Genomic DNA, 18,391 nt, shown 5'->3' on the forward strand with positions numbered 1-18,391 from the left:
TATGCGTTCGGCTTTATATGGGTGGCGTGATTTAACCTAGCGAGTATCGTTGATGTAAAAGGTGAGCATTTTTGTTGTATATGAGGGATATTCATCGTTAGAACCATGATGAATTATGGTGTATTGCAGGTTCGATTCTTCGAAGGAAGGCGGCAATAAGAACCGCCTTATGACTTCACTATTATTTATTCTTCTAACGGTGGCGCTAAAATTACGGTAGGTGCGTTATCTTCACCTACAGGTGAGGTTAGATCACTGACGGGCGCACCTTGTTCAGCCGGTGCTGTATTATCTTGATTAAGTGCTTTCACTTGCTCTGTGGCCGCGCTGATGGGCTCGTAGCTAAACTTTTGCCCAGCCAAAGATGCTTCGATCATCATGCCACCTTTAGCATAGGTGAAAATAGCCATGCCGTTGGTGTAGTTAGCTTCAACAAAGTTCTTACCTGAGCCAGCTCCAACACCTGTCGTCCCCGCACGTGCTTGTGCACCTTCCGTTAGTGCCACAGCAGAGGCCTGGGCATCAAGTTCAAAACTGCCGCTGATAAAGCGTTCATACGAGCGTTGGTCTTGGAAAAACATGATTTGGCTGTATGACTGGCCACCAAATTGAAGTCCGACTGAGACTTGATACAGTTTGGCAAAACCTGCGATGGTTTGATCTTTATATACTGTGCCTGTGCCGTATGCGCCGCCAACCCAAAAGCCGCCTTTACCGACTGACGGAAAAATAGCGTAGCCATAAGCGGAATCAAAAAAGGGCTGGGTTTGTTGTGCTTGCTGAAAGTGTTCAAGAGATGCGCGGGTTTCGATATCTTCTTTTGCAACAGATCCTGTTGCGATACAGAGTAATGCTAGCGCGCTAAACATAGTGAAGAGGCGGTGAACGGTTTTCATGGCGGCATCCTTTACAGCGGTAATTATTTCTATCTTAGCAAGATGAAAAAAAAGACGAAGCGTTAATCTTCGTCTTTTCAGGTTTTGTTAGGCTTTGTTACGGTTGATCCGTTTGGATCTCTCTAAACCCACCACGTTGACGGCGAATCAAGACCATAGATAATGCCAGCGACCATAAGGCATAACCGTAGAGCGGCCAACTTCCTAAGCTGGTATAAGGCGTTAAGCCATCCGTAGGGGTAACTTTCGCCCGTAGGACTGCCGTTTCAAATTGCGGAATTTGTTTCGTGATTTGTCCCATATGATCAACCACTGCCGTTACGCCTGTATTGGTGGCACGTAATAGAGGCTTACCCAATTCGAGTGAACGCATTTGCGCAATCTCCATGTGCTGGAATGGGCCAATAGAAGTACCAAACCACGCATCATTCGATAGGGTTAACAGCAAGTCGGTATCGACATTCACGTTTTGGCGAACCTGTTCACTGAATGCCACCTCATAACATAATGCAGGCGCAAGGTTGTAGCCATTCGCTGCTAAGTTTGGTTGAACAAAGTCACCTCGGCTAAATGAGGACATGGGTAAATTAAAAAATGGCGCAATCGGTCGTAACAAATCACCGAATGGGACGAATTCACCAAAAGGTAGCAAGTGATGCTTGCTGTAACGGGTGGCGTGATCGTAGTCGTAGCCATCATCGTTATTTTTACCTAAGGTTAAGATATTATTAAAGAATTCACCGTTGTCTTTTTGATCTAAAACGCCTGTAATCACAGTGCTGTTATTTTCGCGCGCGACTTCATCTAGGTTTTGTAAAAACGAAGGAAGGTGCGCTTCTAGCGCTGGAATTGCGGCTTCAGGCCAAATGATTAAATCAGCGTCCCAGTTTTCGCGGGTCAAGTCGATATATTTCATCAGGGTTGGCCAGCGTTCGCTCGGGAGCCATTTTAGCTCTTGCGGTACATTACCTTGCACTAACGCAACATCGACGGTTTTATCGTTATTGGGAGTGACCCATTGCGCACCGTGAACAAGCAGTGAAAAAGCGATCACTACAGCGGGAACCAGTAAAGGTCTCCAGTTGCGATCTGAAACTGCCGCCACAATACCAGCACTGATCAGCACTAAAGCGAGGGTGATCCCTTCTACCCCAAAGATGGGTGCTAAGCCTGAAAGTGGAGAATCAATTTGACCATAGCCCATCCATAACCATGGGAAGCCTGTGAATGCCCATCCCCTAAGCCAATCGAGCAAGAGCCATAATACCGGCCCACTCAGTAGGAGCTGCTGGAAAGGGCGACCTTGGTTAAAGCGATTGAATAGGGCACCAAAAATCAGAGGATACAGCGCCAGGTAGCTGATCAGTGAAGTCATGAGGAAGACACTGGCTACTTTTGGCATACCGCCAAAGGTGTCAATGCTGACATGCACCCAACTGATCCCTGTACCAAATAAGCCTAAGCCCCAGCTAAAGCCAATGACGGCAGAGCGCTTAATACTTTGATTGAGGAGTAACCAGAAAAAGAGTGCGAGTGATACAGGGGCAAGGAGCCAGATATTATACGGTGCGAACGATAAGGTCGCTAACGCTCCCGCAAAAGCGGCCAATAAAGGCCGCCCAAGGGAGATGAAAAAGGCTTTATTCATCATCTAAAACTAATTAAGTAGTCGTCGTTGGCTGATGCGCTTCATGTGGGATCGTGACTTGAAGCTGGATCACACGGCGGTTGTCAGCTGACGTGACTTTAAACGAGTAACCATCTAATTCAACAACTTCACCACGGGCTGGCAAGTGACCAAAGCTGGTCATGACTAAGCCGCCTACAGTATCCACTTCGTCATCATTGAATGCCGTTTGGAATAAGTTGTTAAAATCTTCTATGGTCGCCAGTGCTTTTACCGAATAGGTATGCTTACTTAACTGACGGATATCTTGCTCTTCTTCGTCGTCGAATTCATCTTCGATTTCGCCAACGATTTGCTCAAGAATATCTTCGATAGTGATAACACCCGATACACCACCAAATTCATCCACAACGATCGCCATGTGGTAGCGTTCTTCGCGGAATTCTTTGAGTAAGCGATCAACTCGTTTGCTTTCAGGCACAACCACCGCAGGGCGGAGGACTTTGTCCATATCGAAAGGTTCAGAGTCTGGGATCAAGTAACGCAGTAAATCTTTAGCCAGTAGAATACCTTCTACATGGTCTTTGTCGTCACTGATCACAGGGTAGCGTGAGTGTTGAGCATCAACAATTAAATCAATAAGGTCTTCAAGCTTCTGAGAACGTTCGATCGTGACCATTTGAGAGCGTGGGATCATAATGTCCCGCACACGCATTTCTGCTATCTCCATCACACCTTCGAGCATGTCGCGGGTGTCGTGGTCTATCAAATCATTTTCTTCCGAATCGCGGAATACCTCGACCAGCTCTTCACGGTTTTGTGGTTCACCTTGAAACAATTGGCCAATACGTTCAAAGAAGGACTTTCTACTCGGACCTTCAGAATTTTGCGAGTTATCTTCGTTCATCACTTTTCATGTCAATTAAGTGGTCTAAGCCACGGTAGCTATCCAACTGAATGATGGATAGCGATTGGTGTAACAAGTTACAGATTGTCGTCAGCGTAGGGATCAGCAAATCCCATTTTTTGCATGATTTCTGTTTCCAACGCTTCCATTTCTTCTGCTTCTTCGTCATCAATATGGTCATAACCTAGCAGATGGAGACTGCCGTGTACAACCATATGTGCCCAATGGGCATTTAGCGGTTTATTCTGCTCTTTTGCTTCTTTCTCAACAACCTGACGGCAGATGATGAGGTCACCTAGCAGATCAAGCTCTACGCCTGGGGGCGCTTCAAATGGGAAAGACAACACATTGGTTGATTTGTCTTTACCACGGTACTCATGGTTTAGCGCATGGCTTTCTTCTTCATCCACCAAACGGATAGTCATTTCCGCATCGGCTTTAAATAGGGTGACAGCTGCATCTAGCCATTGCTGAAAATCAGCTTCGTTTGGTAAGCCTGCTTGATTTTCGGTTGCATGTTGCAGGTCGAGATAAATAGCCATTAATTACTCTTTTCTGGTTCTATTGCTGGTGTTGCGGCTGCAAGCAGTGCAGCTTGTTCATCACGTCGGCGTTGCTCTGCTTGTTTGCGCTGCTTCTGATCGGCGGTTTCCCACACTTCATAAGCCTGAACAATACGAGCAACCACAGGGTGGCGGACAACGTCGTCAGCTTGGAAGAAGTTAAAACTGATTTCATCAACTTCCGATAATACTTCAATCGCATGACGTAAACCTGAACGGGCGCCACGCGGTAAATCGATTTGGGTCACATCACCTGTGATCACTGCACGCGAATTGAAACCTATACGTGTTAGGAACATTTTCATTTGTTCCACTGTGGTGTTTTGGCTTTCATCCAAAATGATGAAGGCATCGTTAAGAGTACGACCACGCATATAAGCTAATGGGGCAACTTCAATTACGTTTCGTTCAATTAACTTCTCAACACGCTCAAAGCCGAGCATTTCAAACAGTGCGTCGTATAGCGGACGTAAATAAGGGTCAACCTTCTGGCTTAAATCACCCGGAAGGAAACCTAGTTTCTCACCCGCTTCAACTGCAGGTCGTGTGAGCAGAATACGACGGATTTCTTGACGCTCTAGTGCATCAACTGCCGCAGCTACTGCGAGGTAAGTCTTACCCGTACCGGCAGGGCCAACACCAAAGGTAATATCATGGGTTACCATGTTAGCTATGTATTGCGCTTGGTTTGGCGTACGTGGCTTAATGATCCCCTTTTTGGTTTTGATATGAATTTCTTTACCGTAAGGGATTGATGACTCTGTAGTTTGCTCTAATACACCAGACTCTTTGATCGCAAGATGGATCTGGTCAGGTTCGATATCAGGAATCGTATTACGAACAGGTGCGGTATCGACATACAGGTTTTTCAGTATTTCAGCAGCGGCGTCGGCAGTATGAGGTTGGCCAACAACAGAGAAATGGCTGCTGCGATGGTTAATTTCGACACCCAAACGGCGTTCTAGTTGTTTTATATTATCGTCGAAAGGGCCGCAAAGGCTGGAAAGGCGCTGGTTATCGATAGGTTCCAGGTTTAATTCAACAGTAATAATTTTGCTCAAGATTTGCCTCTCATTGTAGCCGCCCACAGTGACGGGCGGCTTTCGTATCAGGGCATTGGCCTAAAGGCGAGCTTTAGGACGTGCGTCTTATACTATGGAGTATATACGCCAACACCCAATTCATCTTCTTTACGTGTTTTTTCCATCATCTCGGTTGGAGAGACAGCAATACGTAGGTTCATTTCAGCTTCAGTGCGTACGATTTCACCACGTAGTGAGTTAGTGAACACATCTGTGATTTTAACATCAACAAACTGGCCAATAAGCTCTGCAGAACCTTCAAAGTTCACAACACGGCTGTTCTCGGTACGACCGCGAAGCTCCATGATGTTTTTGCGTGATGGGCCTTCTACAAGGATACGTTGTTCAGTACCTAGCATTTGACGTGAGTAACGCATAGCTTGAGTATTGATCTGTTGCTGTAGTTCATACAAGCGTTCTTTCTTCACTTCTTCAGGAAGATCACATGGATAATCCGCAGCAGGCGTACCTGGACGTGCTGAGAAGATGAAACTAAAGCTCATATCAAAATCAATTTCGCGGATCAGCTTCATGGTATCTTGGAAGTCTTGATCGCTTTCACCCGGGAATGCCACGATGAAATCAGAGCTGATCGTAATATTTGGGCGTGCTTTACGCAATTTACGGATCTTTGATTTGTACTCGATCGCAGTATGTGGGCGCTTCATGTTAGCCAGAATGCGGTCTGAACCACTTTGTACTGGTAAGTGAAGGAAGCTCACCACTTCCGGTGTATCTTTGTACACTTCGATAATATCGTCAGTGAACTCGATAGGGTGGCTGGTGGTGTAACGAATACGGTCGATACCATCAATGGCTGCCACTAGACGTAATAATTCGGCAAACGTTGCCACTTCATCATCGTGTGTTGCACCGCGGTATGCGTTAACGTTTTGGCCCAGTAGGTTAACTTCACGTACGCCTTGCTCTGCAAGCTGGGCGATTTCAAATAGCACGTCATCTAATGGGCGGCTGACTTCTTCACCGCGCGTATAAGGTACTACGCAGTAAGTACAGTACTTAGAGCAGCCTTCCATGATAGAAACGAAAGCCGTTGCACCTTCGGCACGTGGTTCTGGTAGGTTATCGAATTTCTCAATCTCAGGGAAAGAAATATCCATAACAGGTGCATGATCGGTACCTGAACGCTTAATCATTTCTGGCAAACGGTGTAGGGTTTGTGGGCCAAAAATAACATCAACATAAGGTGCACGTTTGCGAATAGAATCGCCTTCTTGGGTTGCTACACAACCACCCACACCAATCACAAGATCAGGTTTTTTGTCTTTTAGGGTTTTCCAACGGCCTAGCTGGTGGAAAACTTTTTCTTGCGCCTTTTCACGGATTGAGCAGGTATTCAGTAGCAGAACATCTGCTTCTTCTGGGATTTCCGTTAGCTCGAAGCCGTTTGAGGCATTGAGAAGATCGGCCATTTTCGATGAATCGTATTCGTTCATCTGGCAGCCCCAGGTTTTAATAAGCAGTTTCTTAGCCATGTCTAACTCTTCGCTCGTAGTGTTCAATTATTGCATTCAACATTGCTCGGAAGGCGGTAGGCCTCATTTTGAGTGCGAGACCGCCAGCAAGCCGCGTATTGTACTGCTTTATCAGGTGTCTGACTAGATCCTCGCCACCCCGAATAAATTGTGGTTTTTTGGGGTGAGTTCAGTTGCTAAGGTTGAGTACTCGCATTATGGTTCTAGCAAGGTAAAATATCAGCAGCCAAACAATGAGATAAGTGTATGGAACAGTTTGATGTAGTGATTGCCGGTGGCGGCATGGTGGGGGCAGCAACGGCTGTTGGTATGGCGCAATACGGCTTACGTGTAGCGGTATTAGAAGGCCAGCAACCCCAAGAGTTTGAAGCAAGCCAGCCGATGGATTTGCGTGTCTCGGCAATTTCGCCTAACTCGGTAGGACTATTGAATCGACTTGGGGCGTGGGAAGCGATTCAAGGGATGCGTGTGTGTCCGTTTAAGCGCTTAGAAACCTGGGATCATCCTGAGTGCCGTACACGATTTAGTGCCGATGAGATGCAACTGGATCGTCTAGGCTTTATCGTTGAAAATCGTTTGATTCAACTTGGGCTTTGGCAGCAGTTTGTGGATTACCCTAATCTTACCTTGCTGTGTCCAACCAGAATGACCGGTAGCGAAAAGGTGACTGATGGCGTTGTTGTCACATTGGACGATGGGCGTCAGTTACAAGCTAAGTTACTTGTGGGCGCTGATGGGGCGAACTCACAGGTGCGTCAGCAAGCAGGCATAGGTATTACAGCGTGGGATTACCGACAGCACTGTATGTTGATTAATATTGAAACCGCTCTGCCTCAGCAAGATATCACTTGGCAGTGGTTTACACCCAAAGGGCCGCGTTCGTTTTTGCCGTTAGTCGGCCATCAGGGGTCTTTGGTGTGGTATGACAGCCCGCAGCGTATCAAGCAATTGTCAGCCATGACAGCCGAGCAACTGGCTGTGGAAGTGAAAGGGCATTTTCCTGCTGAGGTTGGTGAGTTCACTGTGGTTAACTGGGGAAGTTTTCCGTTAACGCGTCGTCATGCTCAACAGTATTACCAAGATAATGTTGTGCTATTGGGCGATGCTGCACATACGATTAATCCATTAGCCGGTCAGGGGGTTAACCTCGGTTTTAAAGATGTAGATGTGCTGTTACATGAAGTAGAGAAAGCTGGGAAAAATTGGGCAGAACAAGATGTACTTAAAAAGTACGAACGCCGTCGTCGCCCCGATAATCTAGTCATGCAAACGGGGATGGATTTTTTCTACACCACATTCAGCAATGATTTATTACCGCTGAAAATTGCTCGCAACATTGGCTTAAAAGTGGCCGAGAAAGCAGGACCAATAAAAAAACAAGTGTTGAAGTATGCGATGGGAATGTAACTGTCGCTTAAAATAATGACTTTACAGAAAGAGGCGAGCCTAAATGCTCGTCTTTTTTATATCCATTTATTGGGGTAACGAATAGTCAGATAAAGAAAAAGCCGAATGTTATTAAAAACATTCGGCTTAACAACCAGAGAGATACGATTTTTGAGGTTGTAAAAAGAGTGGAAAGCCACTCTAAGTCTTTTGCAAAGATACAAAATATCAATCCAATGAAACTACTGATAGATGTATCTTTAACTTGCAGTAGGTAAAAGAAAACCCACCAAAAGGTGGGTTTCTAAATGATGGTGCGGACGGAGAGACTTGAACTCTCACACCTTGCGGCGCCAGAACCTAAATCTGGTGCGTCTACCAATTCCGCCACGTCCGCATACTCAGCAATGATATTCAACTTACGTTGTCTGTCATCATTAAGTATAAATGATGGCAGGGCTACCTGGATTCGAACCAGGGAATGGCGGCATCAAAAGCCGCTGCCTTACCGCTTGGCGATAGCCCTACAGCGTTACTCGATTAAGAGAACGAATTTTCTCGGCGAGGAGAAAGAATAAGATAAGAGAGAATGGTGCGGACGGAGAGACTTGAACTCTCACACCTCGCGGCGCCAGAACCTAAATCTGGTGCGTCTACCAATTCCGCCACGTCCGCATTTTATATCGTTAATTGCTTAACGAATTGTCTCTTACTTATTGCATCACATAATCAGCAATTGGTGAGCGTGATTATGATCTTTTTTACTTTGGACTCTAGTGAAAGAGAAAAAAGAATATGGTGCGGACGGAGAGACTTGAACTCTCACACCTTGCGGCGCCAGAACCTAAATCTGGTGCGTCTACCAATTCCGCCACGTCCGCATACTCAGCAATGATATTCAACTTACGTTGTCTGTCATCATTAAGTATAAATGATGGCAGGGCTACCTGGATTCGAACCAGGGAATGGCGGCATCAAAAGCCGCTGCCTTACCGCTTGGCGATAGCCCTACAGCGTTACTCGATTAAGAGAACGAATTTTCTCGGCGAGGAGAAAGAATAAGATAAGAGAGAATGGTGCGGACGGAGAGACTTGAACTCTCACACCTCGCGGCGCCAGAACCTAAATCTGGTGCGTCTACCAATTCCGCCACGTCCGCATTTTATATCGTTAATTGCTTAACGAATTGTCTCTTACTTATTGCATCACATAATCAGCAATTGGTGAGCATGATTATGATCTTTTTTACTTTGGACTCTAGTGAAAGAGAACAAAGAATATGGTGCGGACGGAGAGACTTGAACTCTCACACCTTGCGGCGCCAGAACCTAAATCTGGTGCGTCTACCAATTCCGCCACGTCCGCATACTCAGCAATGATATTCAACTTACGTTGTCTGTCATCATTAAGTATAAATGATGGCAGGGCTACCTGGATTCGAACCAGGGAATGGCGGCATCAAAAGCCGCTGCCTTACCGCTTGGCGATAGCCCTACAGCGTTACTCGATTAAGAGAACGAATTTTCTCGGCGAGGAGAAAGAATAAGATAAGAGAGAATGGTGCGGACGGAGAGACTTGAACTCTCACACCTCGCGGCGCCAGAACCTAAATCTGGTGCGTCTACCAATTCCGCCACGTCCGCATTTTATATCGTTAATTGCTTAACGAATTGTCTCTTACTTATTGCATCACATAATCAGCAATTGGTGAGCATGATTATGATCTTTTTTACTTTGGACTCTAGTGAAAGAGAACAAAGAATATGGTGCGGACGGAGAGACTTGAACTCTCACACCTTGCGGCGCCAGAACCTAAATCTGGTGCGTCTACCAATTCCGCCACGTCCGCATACTCAGCAATGATATTCAACTTACGTTGTGCACACCATTAAGTTAAATGGTGGCAGGGCTACCTGGATTCGAACCAGGGAATGGCGGCATCAAAAGCCGCTGCCTTACCGCTTGGCGATAGCCCTACAGCGTTACTAACGGTTATTTACATAACCAAGCAACTTGCCTAAATTCTTGTTTAGGCTCTCTTAACCGAGTTAAGAGAATGGTGCGGACGGAGAGACTTGAACTCTCACACCTCTCGGCGCCAGAACCTAAATCTGGTGCGTCTACCAATTCCGCCACGTCCGCATCTGGTAAAGTTTTACATCTTTCGATGATTTCTCAAGAAGAGAAATGGTGGCTACGACGGGATTCGAACCTGTGACCCCATCATTATGAGTGATGTGCTCTAACCAGCTGAGCTACGTAGCCATTTTGTTCTACTCAATGAGTAGTTATTTGATCATGCCGCTCAGTATACAAAGTAAAGACTCTGAATATAAGCCACATAATAAAATGTGGCAGGGCTACCTGGATTCGAACCAGGGAATGGCGGCATCAAAAGCCGCTGCCTTACCGCTTGGCGATAGCCCTACAGCGTTACTAGCGATTATTTAAATAACCAAGCAACTTGCCTAAATTCTTGTTTAGGCCCTCTTAACTGAGTTAAGAGAATGGTGCGGACGGAGAGACTTGAACTCTCACACCTCGCGGCGCCAGAACCTAAATCTGGTGCGTCTACCAATTCCGCCACGTCCGCATCTGGTAAAGTTTTACATCTTTCGATGATTTCTCAAGAAGAGAAATGGTGGCTACGACGGGATTCGAACCTGTGACCCCATCATTATGAGTGATGTGCTCTAACCAGCTGAGCTACGTAGCCATTTTGTTCTACTCAATGAGTAGTTATTTGATCATGCCGCTCAGTATACAAAGTAAAGACTCTGAATATAAGCCACATAATAAAATGTGGCAGGGCTACCTGGATTCGAACCAGGGAATGGCGGCATCAAAAGCCGCTGCCTTACCGCTTGGCGATAGCCCTACAGCGTTACTAACGGTTATTTACATAACCAAGCAACTTGCCTAAATTCTTGTTTAGGCTCTCTTAACCGAGTTAAGAGAATGGTGCGGACGGAGAGACTTGAACTCTCACACCTCTCGGCGCCAGAACCTAAATCTGGTGCGTCTACCAATTCCGCCACGTCCGCATCTGGTAAAGTTTTACATCTTTCGATGATTTCTCAAGAAGAGAAATGGTGGCTACGACGGGATTCGAACCTGTGACCCCATCATTATGAGTGATGTGCTCTAACCAGCTGAGCTACGTAGCCATTTTGTTCTACTCAATGAGTAGTTATTTGATCATGCCGCTCAGTATACAAAGTAAAGACTCTGAATATAAGCCACATAATAAAATGTGGCAGGGCTACCTGGATTCGAACCAGGGAATGGCGGCATCAAAAGCCGCTGCCTTACCGCTTGGCGATAGCCCTACAGCGTTACTAGCGATTATTCAAATAATCAAGCAACTAGCCTAAATTCTTGTTTAGGCCCTCTTAACCGAGTTAAGAGAATGGTGCGGACGGAGAGACTTGAACTCTCACACCTCTCGGCGCCAGAACCTAAATCTGGTGCGTCTACCAATTCCGCCACGTCCGCATCTGGTAAAGTTTTACATCTTTCGATGATTTCTCAAGAAGAGAAATGGTGGCTACGACGGGATTCGAACCTGTGACCCCATCATTATGAGTGATGTGCTCTAACCAGCTGAGCTACGTAGCCATTTTGTTCTACTCAATGAGTAGTTATTTGATCATGCCGCTCAGTATACAAAGTAAAGACTCTGAATATAAGCCACATAATAAAATGTGGCAGGGCTACCTGGATTCGAACCAGGGAATGGCGGCATCAAAAGCCGCTGCCTTACCGCTTGGCGATAGCCCTACAGCGTTACTAGCGATTATTTACATAACCAAGCAACTTGCCTAAATTCTTGTTTAGGCCCTCTTAACTGAGTCAAGAGAATGGTGCGGACGGAGAGACTTGAACTCTCACACCTCTCGGCGCCAGAACCTAAATCTGGTGCGTCTACCAATTCCGCCACGTCCGCATCTGGTAAAGTTTTACATCTTTCGATGATTTCTCAAGAAGAGAAATGGTGGCTACGACGGGATTCGAACCTGTGACCCCATCATTATGAGTGATGTGCTCTAACCAGCTGAGCTACGTAGCCATAATCGTTCTTCAAATCTTGCTGCCAGATGACTGACCGCTAACTTGGGAACGGGGCGCATTATGCTCATACCAGCGAAAAGCGTCAACAGTTTTTTTGAAAATCTCAATAAAATCGCCTTGTTCGATGGATATTTGGGCGAAATGAATGATTGGCACACGAAGCTAGCTTGTTTATGCGGATAAACACTTGCTTTGTCTGGGTTATTAGAAGAAGTTATCGCTAAACGAGAGGTAAAAAATAAGCCAGCAATCATGCTGGCTTATAATAAATTATGCATCAAAATGCGCTTGTAACGTCTTTAGAGTTATACGTTGAAGCGGAAGTGAACCACATCGCCATCTTTAACGATGTAATCTTTACCTTCTAGACGCCACTTACCTGCTTCTTTTGCACCGCTTTCACCTTTGAACTCGATGAATGCGTCGTAACCTACTACTTCAGCACGGATAAAGCCTTTTTCGAAGTCGGTGTGGATCTTACCTGCTGCTTGTGGCGCGGTTGCACCTACAGGGATAGTCCAAGCACGTACTTCTTTAACACCAGCTGTGAAGTAAGTTTGTAGCGTCAGTAGTTCGTAGCCCGAACGGATAACACGGTTTAGGCCTGGCTCTTCAATACCCATATCAGCAAGGAATTCTTCACGATCTGCATCGTCAAGCTCTGCAATTTCAGATTCGATAGCCGCACAAACCGGTACTACTACTGCATTTTCTTTAGCAGCGTATTCAATCACCATGTCTAGGAATTCGTTATCTTCGAAGCCATCTTCGCTTACGTTAGCGATGTACATGGTTGGTTTGATTGTTAGGAAGTGAAGGTAATCAATTGCTGCTAGCTCTTCTTTGGCTAGTTCGATTGAACGTACCATACCGCCTTCAGTTAATGTAGGCAGTAGCTTCTCAAGCACAGTGATTTCGAATTTAGCATCTTTATCACCGCCTTTAGCGCGCTTAGCTTGACGCTGAATTGCACGCTCACACGTGTCAAGGTCAGCCAGTGCTAGCTCAAGGTTGATCACTTCGATATCGTCTAGCGGGTTGATTTTACCTGCAACGTGAACAATGTTGTCGTTTTCAAAACAACGTACAACGTGGCCGATAGCATCGGTTTCACGGATGTTTGCTAGGAATTTGTTACCAAGGCCTTCACCTTTAGATGCACCAGCGACTAGGCCCGCGATATCTACGAATTCCATTGTTGTTGGTAAAATACGCTCTGGATTTACAATTTCAGCTAGCGCGTCAAGACGTAGATCTGGCACAGGTACGACACCAGTGTTTGGCTCGATAGTACAGAACGGGAAGTTAGCTGCTTCGATACCTGCTTTTGTCAAAGCGTTAAATAGTGTTGATTTACCAACGTTTGGAAGACCAACGATGCCGCATTTAAAACCCATGGTATTAAACCCTTTTGGTGATTACTCAGTGTCACGTTAACGGTAGATAAAACCTCACGTGACAAACATTACTAATAAAAACTCACAAGCAGATTAAAAAATTCTACTCTGCTTTGAATGAATGTAGTCGGTTCTGTGCTTTATTGAGCCCATCTTTGAGTAAGATGTCCATGCAACGTACGGCTTCATCGGCCGCAGCATCGATACATTCTTGCTCTTTAGCAGGCGCTTTACCCAGAACAAAATTGGCGACTTTATTCTTGTCGCCAGGGTGGCCTATGCCAACGCGTAAGCGATAGAAATCTTTGTTGTTGCCCATTTTACTGATGATGTCACGCAGACCATTGTGCCCACCGTGTCCACCGCCTTTCTTGAATTTCGCTACTCCAGGCGGAAGATCGAGCTCGTCATGCGCCACTAGGATTTCTTCCGGTTTAATTTGGTAGAAATTCGCCAGTGCTGCCACAGATTTACCTGACAGGTTCATGAATGTTGTTGGGATCAACAAGCGGAGATCTTGGCCATTCGCCATGATCCGGCCAGTCAGACCGTAGTATTTTGATTCTTCTCGCAAGTTGATGTTATGAACACGCGCTAATTCTTCGACGACCCATGCGCCGGCATTGTGGCGAGTTCTAGCATACTCAGGGCCCGGATTTGCCAGGCCAACTAGTAGACGAATTTGGTTACTCACGCTTGATTTCTCTCGTCTTAGGCTGAAAACGCGCGCTATGTTATACCAAACGAGGAAAGATTGATACGGATCGCGGTTATTGCCCAATAAGGTTGTTATAGCCCTAAAAGCAAAACGCCCCGCAAAAGCGAGGCGTTTATCAGTTCCTGCTTCGCTCGATTAGTGCTCGAACATTGCTGAAATTGATTCTTCGTTGCTAATGCGACGAATAGCTTCCGCTAACATGCCAGAAAGTGTCAGAACAGATACGCGACCTGTGTCTTTGATTTCTTGGGATAGTGGAATTGAGTCAGTGACGATAACTTCATCGATTACTGATTCACGGATGTTTTGTACTGCTGTACCAGAGAATACTGGGTGAGTTGCGTAAGCGAATACACGCTTAGCGCCACGCTCTTTCAGTGCTTCTGCTGCTTTACATAGCGTACCGCCAGTATCGATCATGTCATCAACGATGATGCAGTCACGGCCTTCAACGTCACCGATCAGGTGCATTACCTGAGAAACGTTCGCACGAGGGCGACGCTTATCGATGATAGCGATGTCAGTATCGTCTAGTAATTTAGCGATAGCACGAGCACGAACAACGCCACCGATGTCTGGAGATACAACAACTGGATCTTCCAGTTTCTTCGCCAGGATGTCTTCAAGTAGCACAGGGCTACCGAATACGTTATCAACTGGAACATCGAAGAAGCCTTGGATTTGCTCAGCGTGTAGGTCAACAGTCAGAACGCGGTCAACACCAACGTTTGAAAGGAAATCAGCAACGACTTTTGCAGTAATAGGCACACGAGCAGAACGGACGCGGCGGTCTTGGCGAGCATAACCGAAGTAAGGGATAACAGCAGTAATACGGCCTGCAGATGCACGACGAAGTGCATCGATCATTACAACTAACTCCATTAGGTTGTCGTTAGTTGGTGCACAAGTTGATTGAATAATAAATACGTCGCTACCGCGAACGTTTTCATTAATCTGAACACATACTTCACCATCAGAAAAACGGTTAACAGTCGCATCTCCAAGAGAGATGTATAGACGGTCAGCAATGCGTTGGGCTAGTTCTGGTGTAGCGTTACCAGCAAACAGCTTCATATCAGGCACGGTGGAAACCTCAGGGTTGCGTCCAAGTTGTAGTTACTGACCATCCGAAGAAAGTGTGCTCAAGGCTGTCAATAAGGGAGATGTGTTGACACCTTTTGCGACAAATCCGTGGAGCCAGTTAGGTAATTTGTCCAGTGTTGCAATGGCCTCGCGATGAGTGCTAAATTCAGCAAACACACATGCGCCAGTACCAGTCAATCTTGACGGCGCATATTCTAACAGCCAAGAAAGCGCCTTATCAACCTCAGGGTGCAGTCTTCTTACTATTTTTTCGCAATCGTTTTCGTAAGTGCCTGCCAATAGTGCATTCAAGCTGCGTTTTTCACTGTCTCGCGTTAAATCAGGATGGGTGAAAATATCGACGGTTGCGATGCTCACATCAGGTTTGGCAACTAAATACCACTTTTCTTCTGGTTGCGCCGGCTGTAATTGCTCTCCCACACCTTCAGCAAACGCACTGACACCACGGACAAAAACGGGCACATCCGCACCGAGTGCTAAGCCTATCTCGGCCAGTTGTTCAACGCTTAGTTTGGTTTGCCATAAATAGTTTAAAGCAACCAAAGTGGTCGCGGCGTCAGATGAACCGCCCCCCAAACCGCCACCCATAGGTAAAATCTTGTCGATATGAATATCGGCACCGGCTTCAATGCCTGCTGCTTTACGGAGTGCATCGGCCGCGCGGTAAATCAGGTTCTCTTCTGTTGGTACACCTTCAATCGCCGGGGTAATAGTGATTTCATTACTATTATTGGCGGTGATGGTAAGTGTATCGCTGTGATCCAAGAACTGAAATAAGGTCTGTAAATCGTGATAGCCGTTAGGGCGACGACCTGTGATGTATAAGAATAGGTTGAGTTTTGCAGGCGCAGGCCAGCGAGTGGTTTGGGTAAGTACTGGGCTATTCATAACTTATTTCAAAGACCAAGAGTGAATGATAAGGGTAATGCGTTGATCGCCTTGGGTGAGCTGCATTTTTTTAGGGAGTATAGGCTGGGTAGTATAGTCGTATTCATCAAACGTCATTTCCCAGGTTTGACTGCCCATCGTTTTCGCCAAATAGCTGACAAGGTTTTGCTCATTAAGCTGGTAGCTATCCGCAGCTGTTGGCAGACCAATCAGCCAATCTCGCATTTGTTCAATGGGAAGATTAATGCCTGTGAGTTGCTGAACTAATACCGCGGCATTGGATCCTTGATGGCGACGTCCATTGTTGTCGATTAAAGTTGCACCAGATTCCGTTGTGTCGAGTTTTAATAAAGTGCTCCCCAAAAAGTTAGTGAGTAGTAGATGGTCTTTTTGTGGGGCCGTTTTCCAAACGAGGTTGGCACCGAAGCGCAGATCGGGGCCTTTATAGCCGAGTTTGCCTTTTGCTTGGTATTGACTGAGCTGCTCCAAGGCATACTTATGGGTTTGCCAATTGGTCGATTGAATCGGAGCTTGTTGGGCACAACCGGCCAAAAAAATTAGCATTAAGGCACTGCTAAGCATGCGATAAGGGCGTTTAAACAGTGCGGGTACGGATAAATTCATGGCACATGACTCATTCGTTAGTTTGGGCAAACAATAGCGGTAAATGAGCGATAAGCCAAATAAAAGCCGAGGTGATAAAGTGAAAATATTCAACATAAGCACATGCTTAGCATTGAATTGATGAGCAATTTTATGCGCTTCCATTTATGATGTTTATTGTCGATGACTGGATAAAATAGCATCTGAAAAGCGACAAATGTGCACTCTATGATGAATGATTCTGCCTGATTCCTTTTATTACGGTGGGGCATCAAGTAAAATCCCGCCCTAGATCTTTTCATTTGGCGAAGTTGGTACACCGTCTCCATGACCTTGCTTGCATTAGGCATCAATCACAATACTGCGACTGTAGACTTGCGTGAAAAAGTGGCTTTTTCTCCAGATAAGCTAACAGCCGCCCTACATGAGCTAGGCGCACACCCTGACGTGAATAGTGGCGTTATCATCTCTACGTGCAACCGCACGGAGCTGTATTGCGACGTCACTCAGGCAGGGCCAGGTGTGCTTATTGATTGGTTAAGCCAATTTCATCAGTTGTCTGCTGATGAGCTCATGCCAAGCCTTTACTTCCATGAAGAACAAGCTGCAGTACGCCATTTAATGCGCGTTGCCTGTGGTTTAGATTCATTGGTATTAGGTGAACCGCAAATTTTAGGTCAGGTTAAACAAGCGTATTCTGATGCTGGTGAGCACCAAGCTGTGCATGGCATGCTTGAGAAACTGTTTCACAAAACCTTTACTGTAGCGAAGCGAGTTCGAACAGAAACTGATATTGGCGGTAATGCCGTATCTGTCGCTTTTGCTGCCTGCACTTTAGCGAAACAGATCTTTGAGTCGATGTCGGAAGCAACGGTTTTACTGGTTGGTGCTGGTGAAACCATTGAGCTTGTGGCGCGCCACCTTGTTGAGCAAGGCTGTAATAACCTGATAGTTGCTAACCGCACCAAAGAACGCGCAGCGGGATTATCGAAAGAATTCGGTGCCGAGGTGATCGGACTCCCTGAGATCCCTGAACATCTTCACCGTGCGGATATTGTTATCAGTTCAACTGCTAGCCCATTACCTATTGTGGGTAAAGGGATGGTAGAAAAAGCGATCAAAGCACGCCGTCATCAGCCTATGCTATTAGTAGATATCGCCGTACCGCGTGATATTGAGCAAGAAGTGGGTGATCTGAACGATGTGTACCTTTACACGGTGGATGATTTACAAAGTATTGTGAATCGAAATCGTGAACAGCGTAAAGTTGCAGCGATTCAGGCTGAAGCCATTGTTAGTGAAGAAAGTGCTGCTTTCATGAGCTGGTTACGCTCGTTGGAAGCGGTTGATAGTATTCGTCAATATCGCTGCCATGCTGATGAAATTAAACAAGATTTGTTGGGTCGGAGTCTACAGTTACTGGCGAATGGTGGTGATCCTGAAAAGGTATTAACCGAGTTAAGTAACAAGCTCACCAATAAGTTGATTCATGCCCCAACGCGCGCTATGCAGCAAGCGGCTCACCATGGTGAACCGGAAAAGCTAGCCGTGATTCGTGAAAGCCTAGGGTTAGATTCGCAGAGTCTAAGCGCCAAAAGTAAATAACGACGTCCTATTCGAGGCGGTAAGTTAAGCATCTTGAACAGAGATGTT

13 protein-coding genes and 25 tRNA genes are annotated in these 18,391 nt (G+C 46.1%); 2 read left to right on the forward strand and 36 right to left on the reverse strand.

All coding sequences use genetic code 11. The features are described 5' to 3' along the window. Positions 1-185: 185 nt before the first annotated feature. The 6 genes from OCU77_RS03790 to miaB all read right to left on the reverse strand — a co-directional run bounded on the left by OCU77_RS03790 (position 186) and on the right by miaB (position 6,571). Positions 186-896, reverse strand: a complete 711-nt coding sequence (locus OCU77_RS03790) for a lipid-binding SYLF domain-containing protein (RefSeq protein WP_048900736.1) — start codon at positions 894-896, stop codon at positions 186-188. A 97-nt stretch (positions 897-993) separates the two neighbouring features. Next, positions 994-2,544, reverse strand: a complete 1,551-nt coding sequence (lnt, locus tag OCU77_RS03795; RefSeq protein WP_048900737.1) for an apolipoprotein N-acyltransferase — start codon at positions 2,542-2,544, stop codon at positions 994-996. 13 nt (positions 2,545-2,557) lie between these two features. Then, a complete protein-coding gene (gene corC, locus OCU77_RS03800) occupies positions 2,558-3,430 on the reverse strand; it encodes a CNNM family magnesium/cobalt transport protein CorC (protein WP_048900738.1) in 873 nt (290 codons plus the stop codon). 77 nt (positions 3,431-3,507) lie between these two features. Beyond that, positions 3,508-3,972: an rRNA maturation RNase YbeY gene (gene ybeY / locus OCU77_RS03805; RefSeq protein ID WP_048900739.1), complete on the reverse strand. Its 465-nt coding sequence runs from the start codon at positions 3,970-3,972 to the stop codon at positions 3,508-3,510. Then, a complete protein-coding gene (locus OCU77_RS03810) occupies positions 3,972-5,057 on the reverse strand; it encodes a PhoH family protein (RefSeq protein WP_107302445.1) in 1,086 nt (361 codons plus the stop codon). The genes ybeY and OCU77_RS03810 overlap by 1 nt, the downstream gene beginning before the upstream one ends. Before the next feature lie 89 nt (positions 5,058-5,146). Beyond that, the gene (gene miaB / locus OCU77_RS03815; RefSeq protein ID WP_107302314.1) at positions 5,147-6,571 is read right to left on the reverse strand and encodes a tRNA (N6-isopentenyl adenosine(37)-C2)-methylthiotransferase MiaB; all 1,425 of its coding nucleotides are present in this window, start codon (positions 6,569-6,571) and stop codon (positions 5,147-5,149) included. A gap of 246 nt (positions 6,572-6,817) precedes the next feature. Between miaB and OCU77_RS03820 the strand changes: the two genes are divergently transcribed. Then, positions 6,818-7,978, forward strand: a complete 1,161-nt coding sequence (locus OCU77_RS03820) for a 2-octaprenyl-3-methyl-6-methoxy-1,4-benzoquinol hydroxylase (protein ID WP_048900741.1) — start codon at positions 6,818-6,820, stop codon at positions 7,976-7,978. A 291-nt stretch (positions 7,979-8,269) separates the two neighbouring features. On the opposite strand, the gene OCU77_RS03825 is transcribed toward OCU77_RS03820, so the two are convergent. The 30 genes from OCU77_RS03825 to lolB form a co-directional block, all read right to left on the reverse strand. Continuing rightward, a tRNA-Leu gene (locus OCU77_RS03825) sits at positions 8,270-8,354 on the reverse strand. Positions 8,355-8,408: 54 nt separating this feature from the next. Further along, positions 8,409-8,483, reverse strand: a tRNA-Gln gene (locus OCU77_RS03830). Positions 8,484-8,547: 64 nt separating this feature from the next. Then, positions 8,548-8,632 (reverse strand) — tRNA-Leu (locus OCU77_RS03835). Positions 8,633-8,753: 121 nt separating this feature from the next. Next, positions 8,754-8,838, reverse strand: a tRNA-Leu gene (locus OCU77_RS03840). Between the two features lie 54 nt (positions 8,839-8,892). Beyond that, positions 8,893-8,967: transfer RNA gene (locus OCU77_RS03845), tRNA-Gln, on the reverse strand. Between the two features lie 64 nt (positions 8,968-9,031). Beyond that, positions 9,032-9,116, reverse strand: a tRNA-Leu gene (locus tag OCU77_RS03850). Positions 9,117-9,237: 121 nt separating this feature from the next. Beyond that, a tRNA-Leu gene (locus OCU77_RS03855) sits at positions 9,238-9,322 on the reverse strand. Between the two features lie 54 nt (positions 9,323-9,376). Continuing rightward, a tRNA-Gln gene (locus OCU77_RS03860) sits at positions 9,377-9,451 on the reverse strand. A 64-nt stretch (positions 9,452-9,515) separates the two neighbouring features. Then, positions 9,516-9,600, reverse strand: a tRNA-Leu gene (locus OCU77_RS03865). Between the two features lie 121 nt (positions 9,601-9,721). After that, positions 9,722-9,806, reverse strand: a tRNA-Leu gene (locus tag OCU77_RS03870). 52 nt (positions 9,807-9,858) lie between these two features. Then, a tRNA-Gln gene (locus tag OCU77_RS03875) sits at positions 9,859-9,933 on the reverse strand. Positions 9,934-10,014: 81 nt separating this feature from the next. Beyond that, positions 10,015-10,099, reverse strand: a tRNA-Leu gene (locus tag OCU77_RS03880). 46 nt (positions 10,100-10,145) lie between these two features. Next, a tRNA-Met gene (locus OCU77_RS03885) sits at positions 10,146-10,222 on the reverse strand. Positions 10,223-10,309: 87 nt separating this feature from the next. After that, a tRNA-Gln gene (locus OCU77_RS03890) sits at positions 10,310-10,384 on the reverse strand. A gap of 81 nt (positions 10,385-10,465) precedes the next feature. Further along, a tRNA-Leu gene (locus tag OCU77_RS03895) sits at positions 10,466-10,550 on the reverse strand. Positions 10,551-10,596: 46 nt separating this feature from the next. Further along, a tRNA-Met gene (locus OCU77_RS03900) sits at positions 10,597-10,673 on the reverse strand. An 87-nt stretch (positions 10,674-10,760) separates the two neighbouring features. Then, a tRNA-Gln gene (locus OCU77_RS03905) sits at positions 10,761-10,835 on the reverse strand. Between the two features lie 81 nt (positions 10,836-10,916). Continuing rightward, positions 10,917-11,001 (reverse strand) — tRNA-Leu (locus OCU77_RS03910). Positions 11,002-11,047: 46 nt separating this feature from the next. Continuing rightward, a tRNA-Met gene (locus OCU77_RS03915) sits at positions 11,048-11,124 on the reverse strand. An 87-nt stretch (positions 11,125-11,211) separates the two neighbouring features. Next, positions 11,212-11,286, reverse strand: a tRNA-Gln gene (locus tag OCU77_RS03920). 81 nt (positions 11,287-11,367) lie between these two features. Then, positions 11,368-11,452: transfer RNA gene (locus OCU77_RS03925), tRNA-Leu, on the reverse strand. A gap of 46 nt (positions 11,453-11,498) precedes the next feature. Continuing rightward, positions 11,499-11,575, reverse strand: a tRNA-Met gene (locus OCU77_RS03930). 87 nt (positions 11,576-11,662) lie between these two features. Next, positions 11,663-11,737, reverse strand: a tRNA-Gln gene (locus OCU77_RS03935). 81 nt (positions 11,738-11,818) lie between these two features. Then, positions 11,819-11,903: transfer RNA gene (locus tag OCU77_RS03940), tRNA-Leu, on the reverse strand. 46 nt (positions 11,904-11,949) lie between these two features. After that, positions 11,950-12,026: transfer RNA gene (locus OCU77_RS03945), tRNA-Met, on the reverse strand. A gap of 307 nt (positions 12,027-12,333) precedes the next feature. Further along, positions 12,334-13,425, reverse strand: a complete 1,092-nt coding sequence (ychF, locus tag OCU77_RS03950) for a redox-regulated ATPase YchF (RefSeq protein ID WP_107302315.1) — start codon at positions 13,423-13,425, stop codon at positions 12,334-12,336. A 103-nt stretch (positions 13,426-13,528) separates the two neighbouring features. Beyond that, positions 13,529-14,119 (reverse strand): aminoacyl-tRNA hydrolase, encoded by a 591-nt coding sequence (pth, locus tag OCU77_RS03955; protein WP_048900984.1) that lies wholly within the window; start codon positions 14,117-14,119, stop codon positions 13,529-13,531. A gap of 159 nt (positions 14,120-14,278) precedes the next feature. Then, positions 14,279-15,226: a ribose-phosphate pyrophosphokinase gene (locus OCU77_RS03960; RefSeq protein ID WP_048900985.1), complete on the reverse strand. Its 948-nt coding sequence runs from the start codon at positions 15,224-15,226 to the stop codon at positions 14,279-14,281. Positions 15,227-15,259: 33 nt separating this feature from the next. Continuing rightward, positions 15,260-16,135, reverse strand: a complete 876-nt coding sequence (gene ispE, locus OCU77_RS03965) for a 4-(cytidine 5'-diphospho)-2-C-methyl-D-erythritol kinase (protein ID WP_048900986.1) — start codon at positions 16,133-16,135, stop codon at positions 15,260-15,262. A 3-nt stretch (positions 16,136-16,138) separates the two neighbouring features. Then, the gene (lolB, locus tag OCU77_RS03970) at positions 16,139-16,759 is read right to left on the reverse strand and encodes a lipoprotein insertase outer membrane protein LolB (RefSeq protein WP_048901000.1); all 621 of its coding nucleotides are present in this window, start codon (positions 16,757-16,759) and stop codon (positions 16,139-16,141) included. Positions 16,760-17,065: 306 nt separating this feature from the next. Between lolB and hemA the strand changes: the two genes are divergently transcribed. Further along, entirely contained in the window at positions 17,066-18,343 is a 1,278-nt protein-coding gene (hemA, locus tag OCU77_RS03975) for a glutamyl-tRNA reductase (protein ID WP_048900987.1), read from the forward strand. Positions 18,344-18,391: the final 48 nt, after the last annotated feature.

Origin of the sequence: Photobacterium swingsii, assembly GCF_024346715.1 — a bacterium.
Taxonomy (GTDB): Bacteria; Pseudomonadota; Gammaproteobacteria; order Enterobacterales; family Vibrionaceae; genus Photobacterium; species Photobacterium swingsii.

Bases quoted from the DNA above. Each gene is read 5' to 3' on its own strand.
- OCU77_RS03790 (WP_048900736.1), bottom strand. From the start codon at position 896: ATGAAAACCGTTCACCGCCTCTTCACTATGTTTAGCGCGCTAGCATTA.
- lnt (WP_048900737.1), bottom strand. From the start codon at position 2,544: ATGAATAAAGCCTTTTTCATCTCCCTTGGGCGGCCTTTATTGGCCGCT.
- corC (WP_048900738.1), bottom strand. From the start codon at position 3,430: ATGAACGAAGATAACTCGCAAAATTCTGAAGGTCCGAGTAGAAAGTCC.
- ybeY (WP_048900739.1), bottom strand. From the start codon at position 3,972: ATGGCTATTTATCTCGACCTGCAACATGCAACCGAAAATCAAGCAGGC.
- miaB (WP_107302314.1), bottom strand. From the start codon at position 6,571: ATGGCTAAGAAACTGCTTATTAAAACCTGGGGCTGCCAGATGAACGAA.
- OCU77_RS03820 (WP_048900741.1), top strand. From the start codon at position 6,818: ATGGAACAGTTTGATGTAGTGATTGCCGGTGGCGGCATGGTGGGGGCA.
- ychF (WP_107302315.1), bottom strand. From the start codon at position 13,425: ATGGGTTTTAAATGCGGCATCGTTGGTCTTCCAAACGTTGGTAAATCA.
- ispE (WP_048900986.1), bottom strand. From the start codon at position 16,135: ATGAATAGCCCAGTACTTACCCAAACCACTCGCTGGCCTGCGCCTGCA.
- lolB (WP_048901000.1), bottom strand. From the start codon at position 16,759: ATGAATTTATCCGTACCCGCACTGTTTAAACGCCCTTATCGCATGCTT.
- hemA (WP_048900987.1), top strand. From the start codon at position 17,066: ATGACCTTGCTTGCATTAGGCATCAATCACAATACTGCGACTGTAGAC.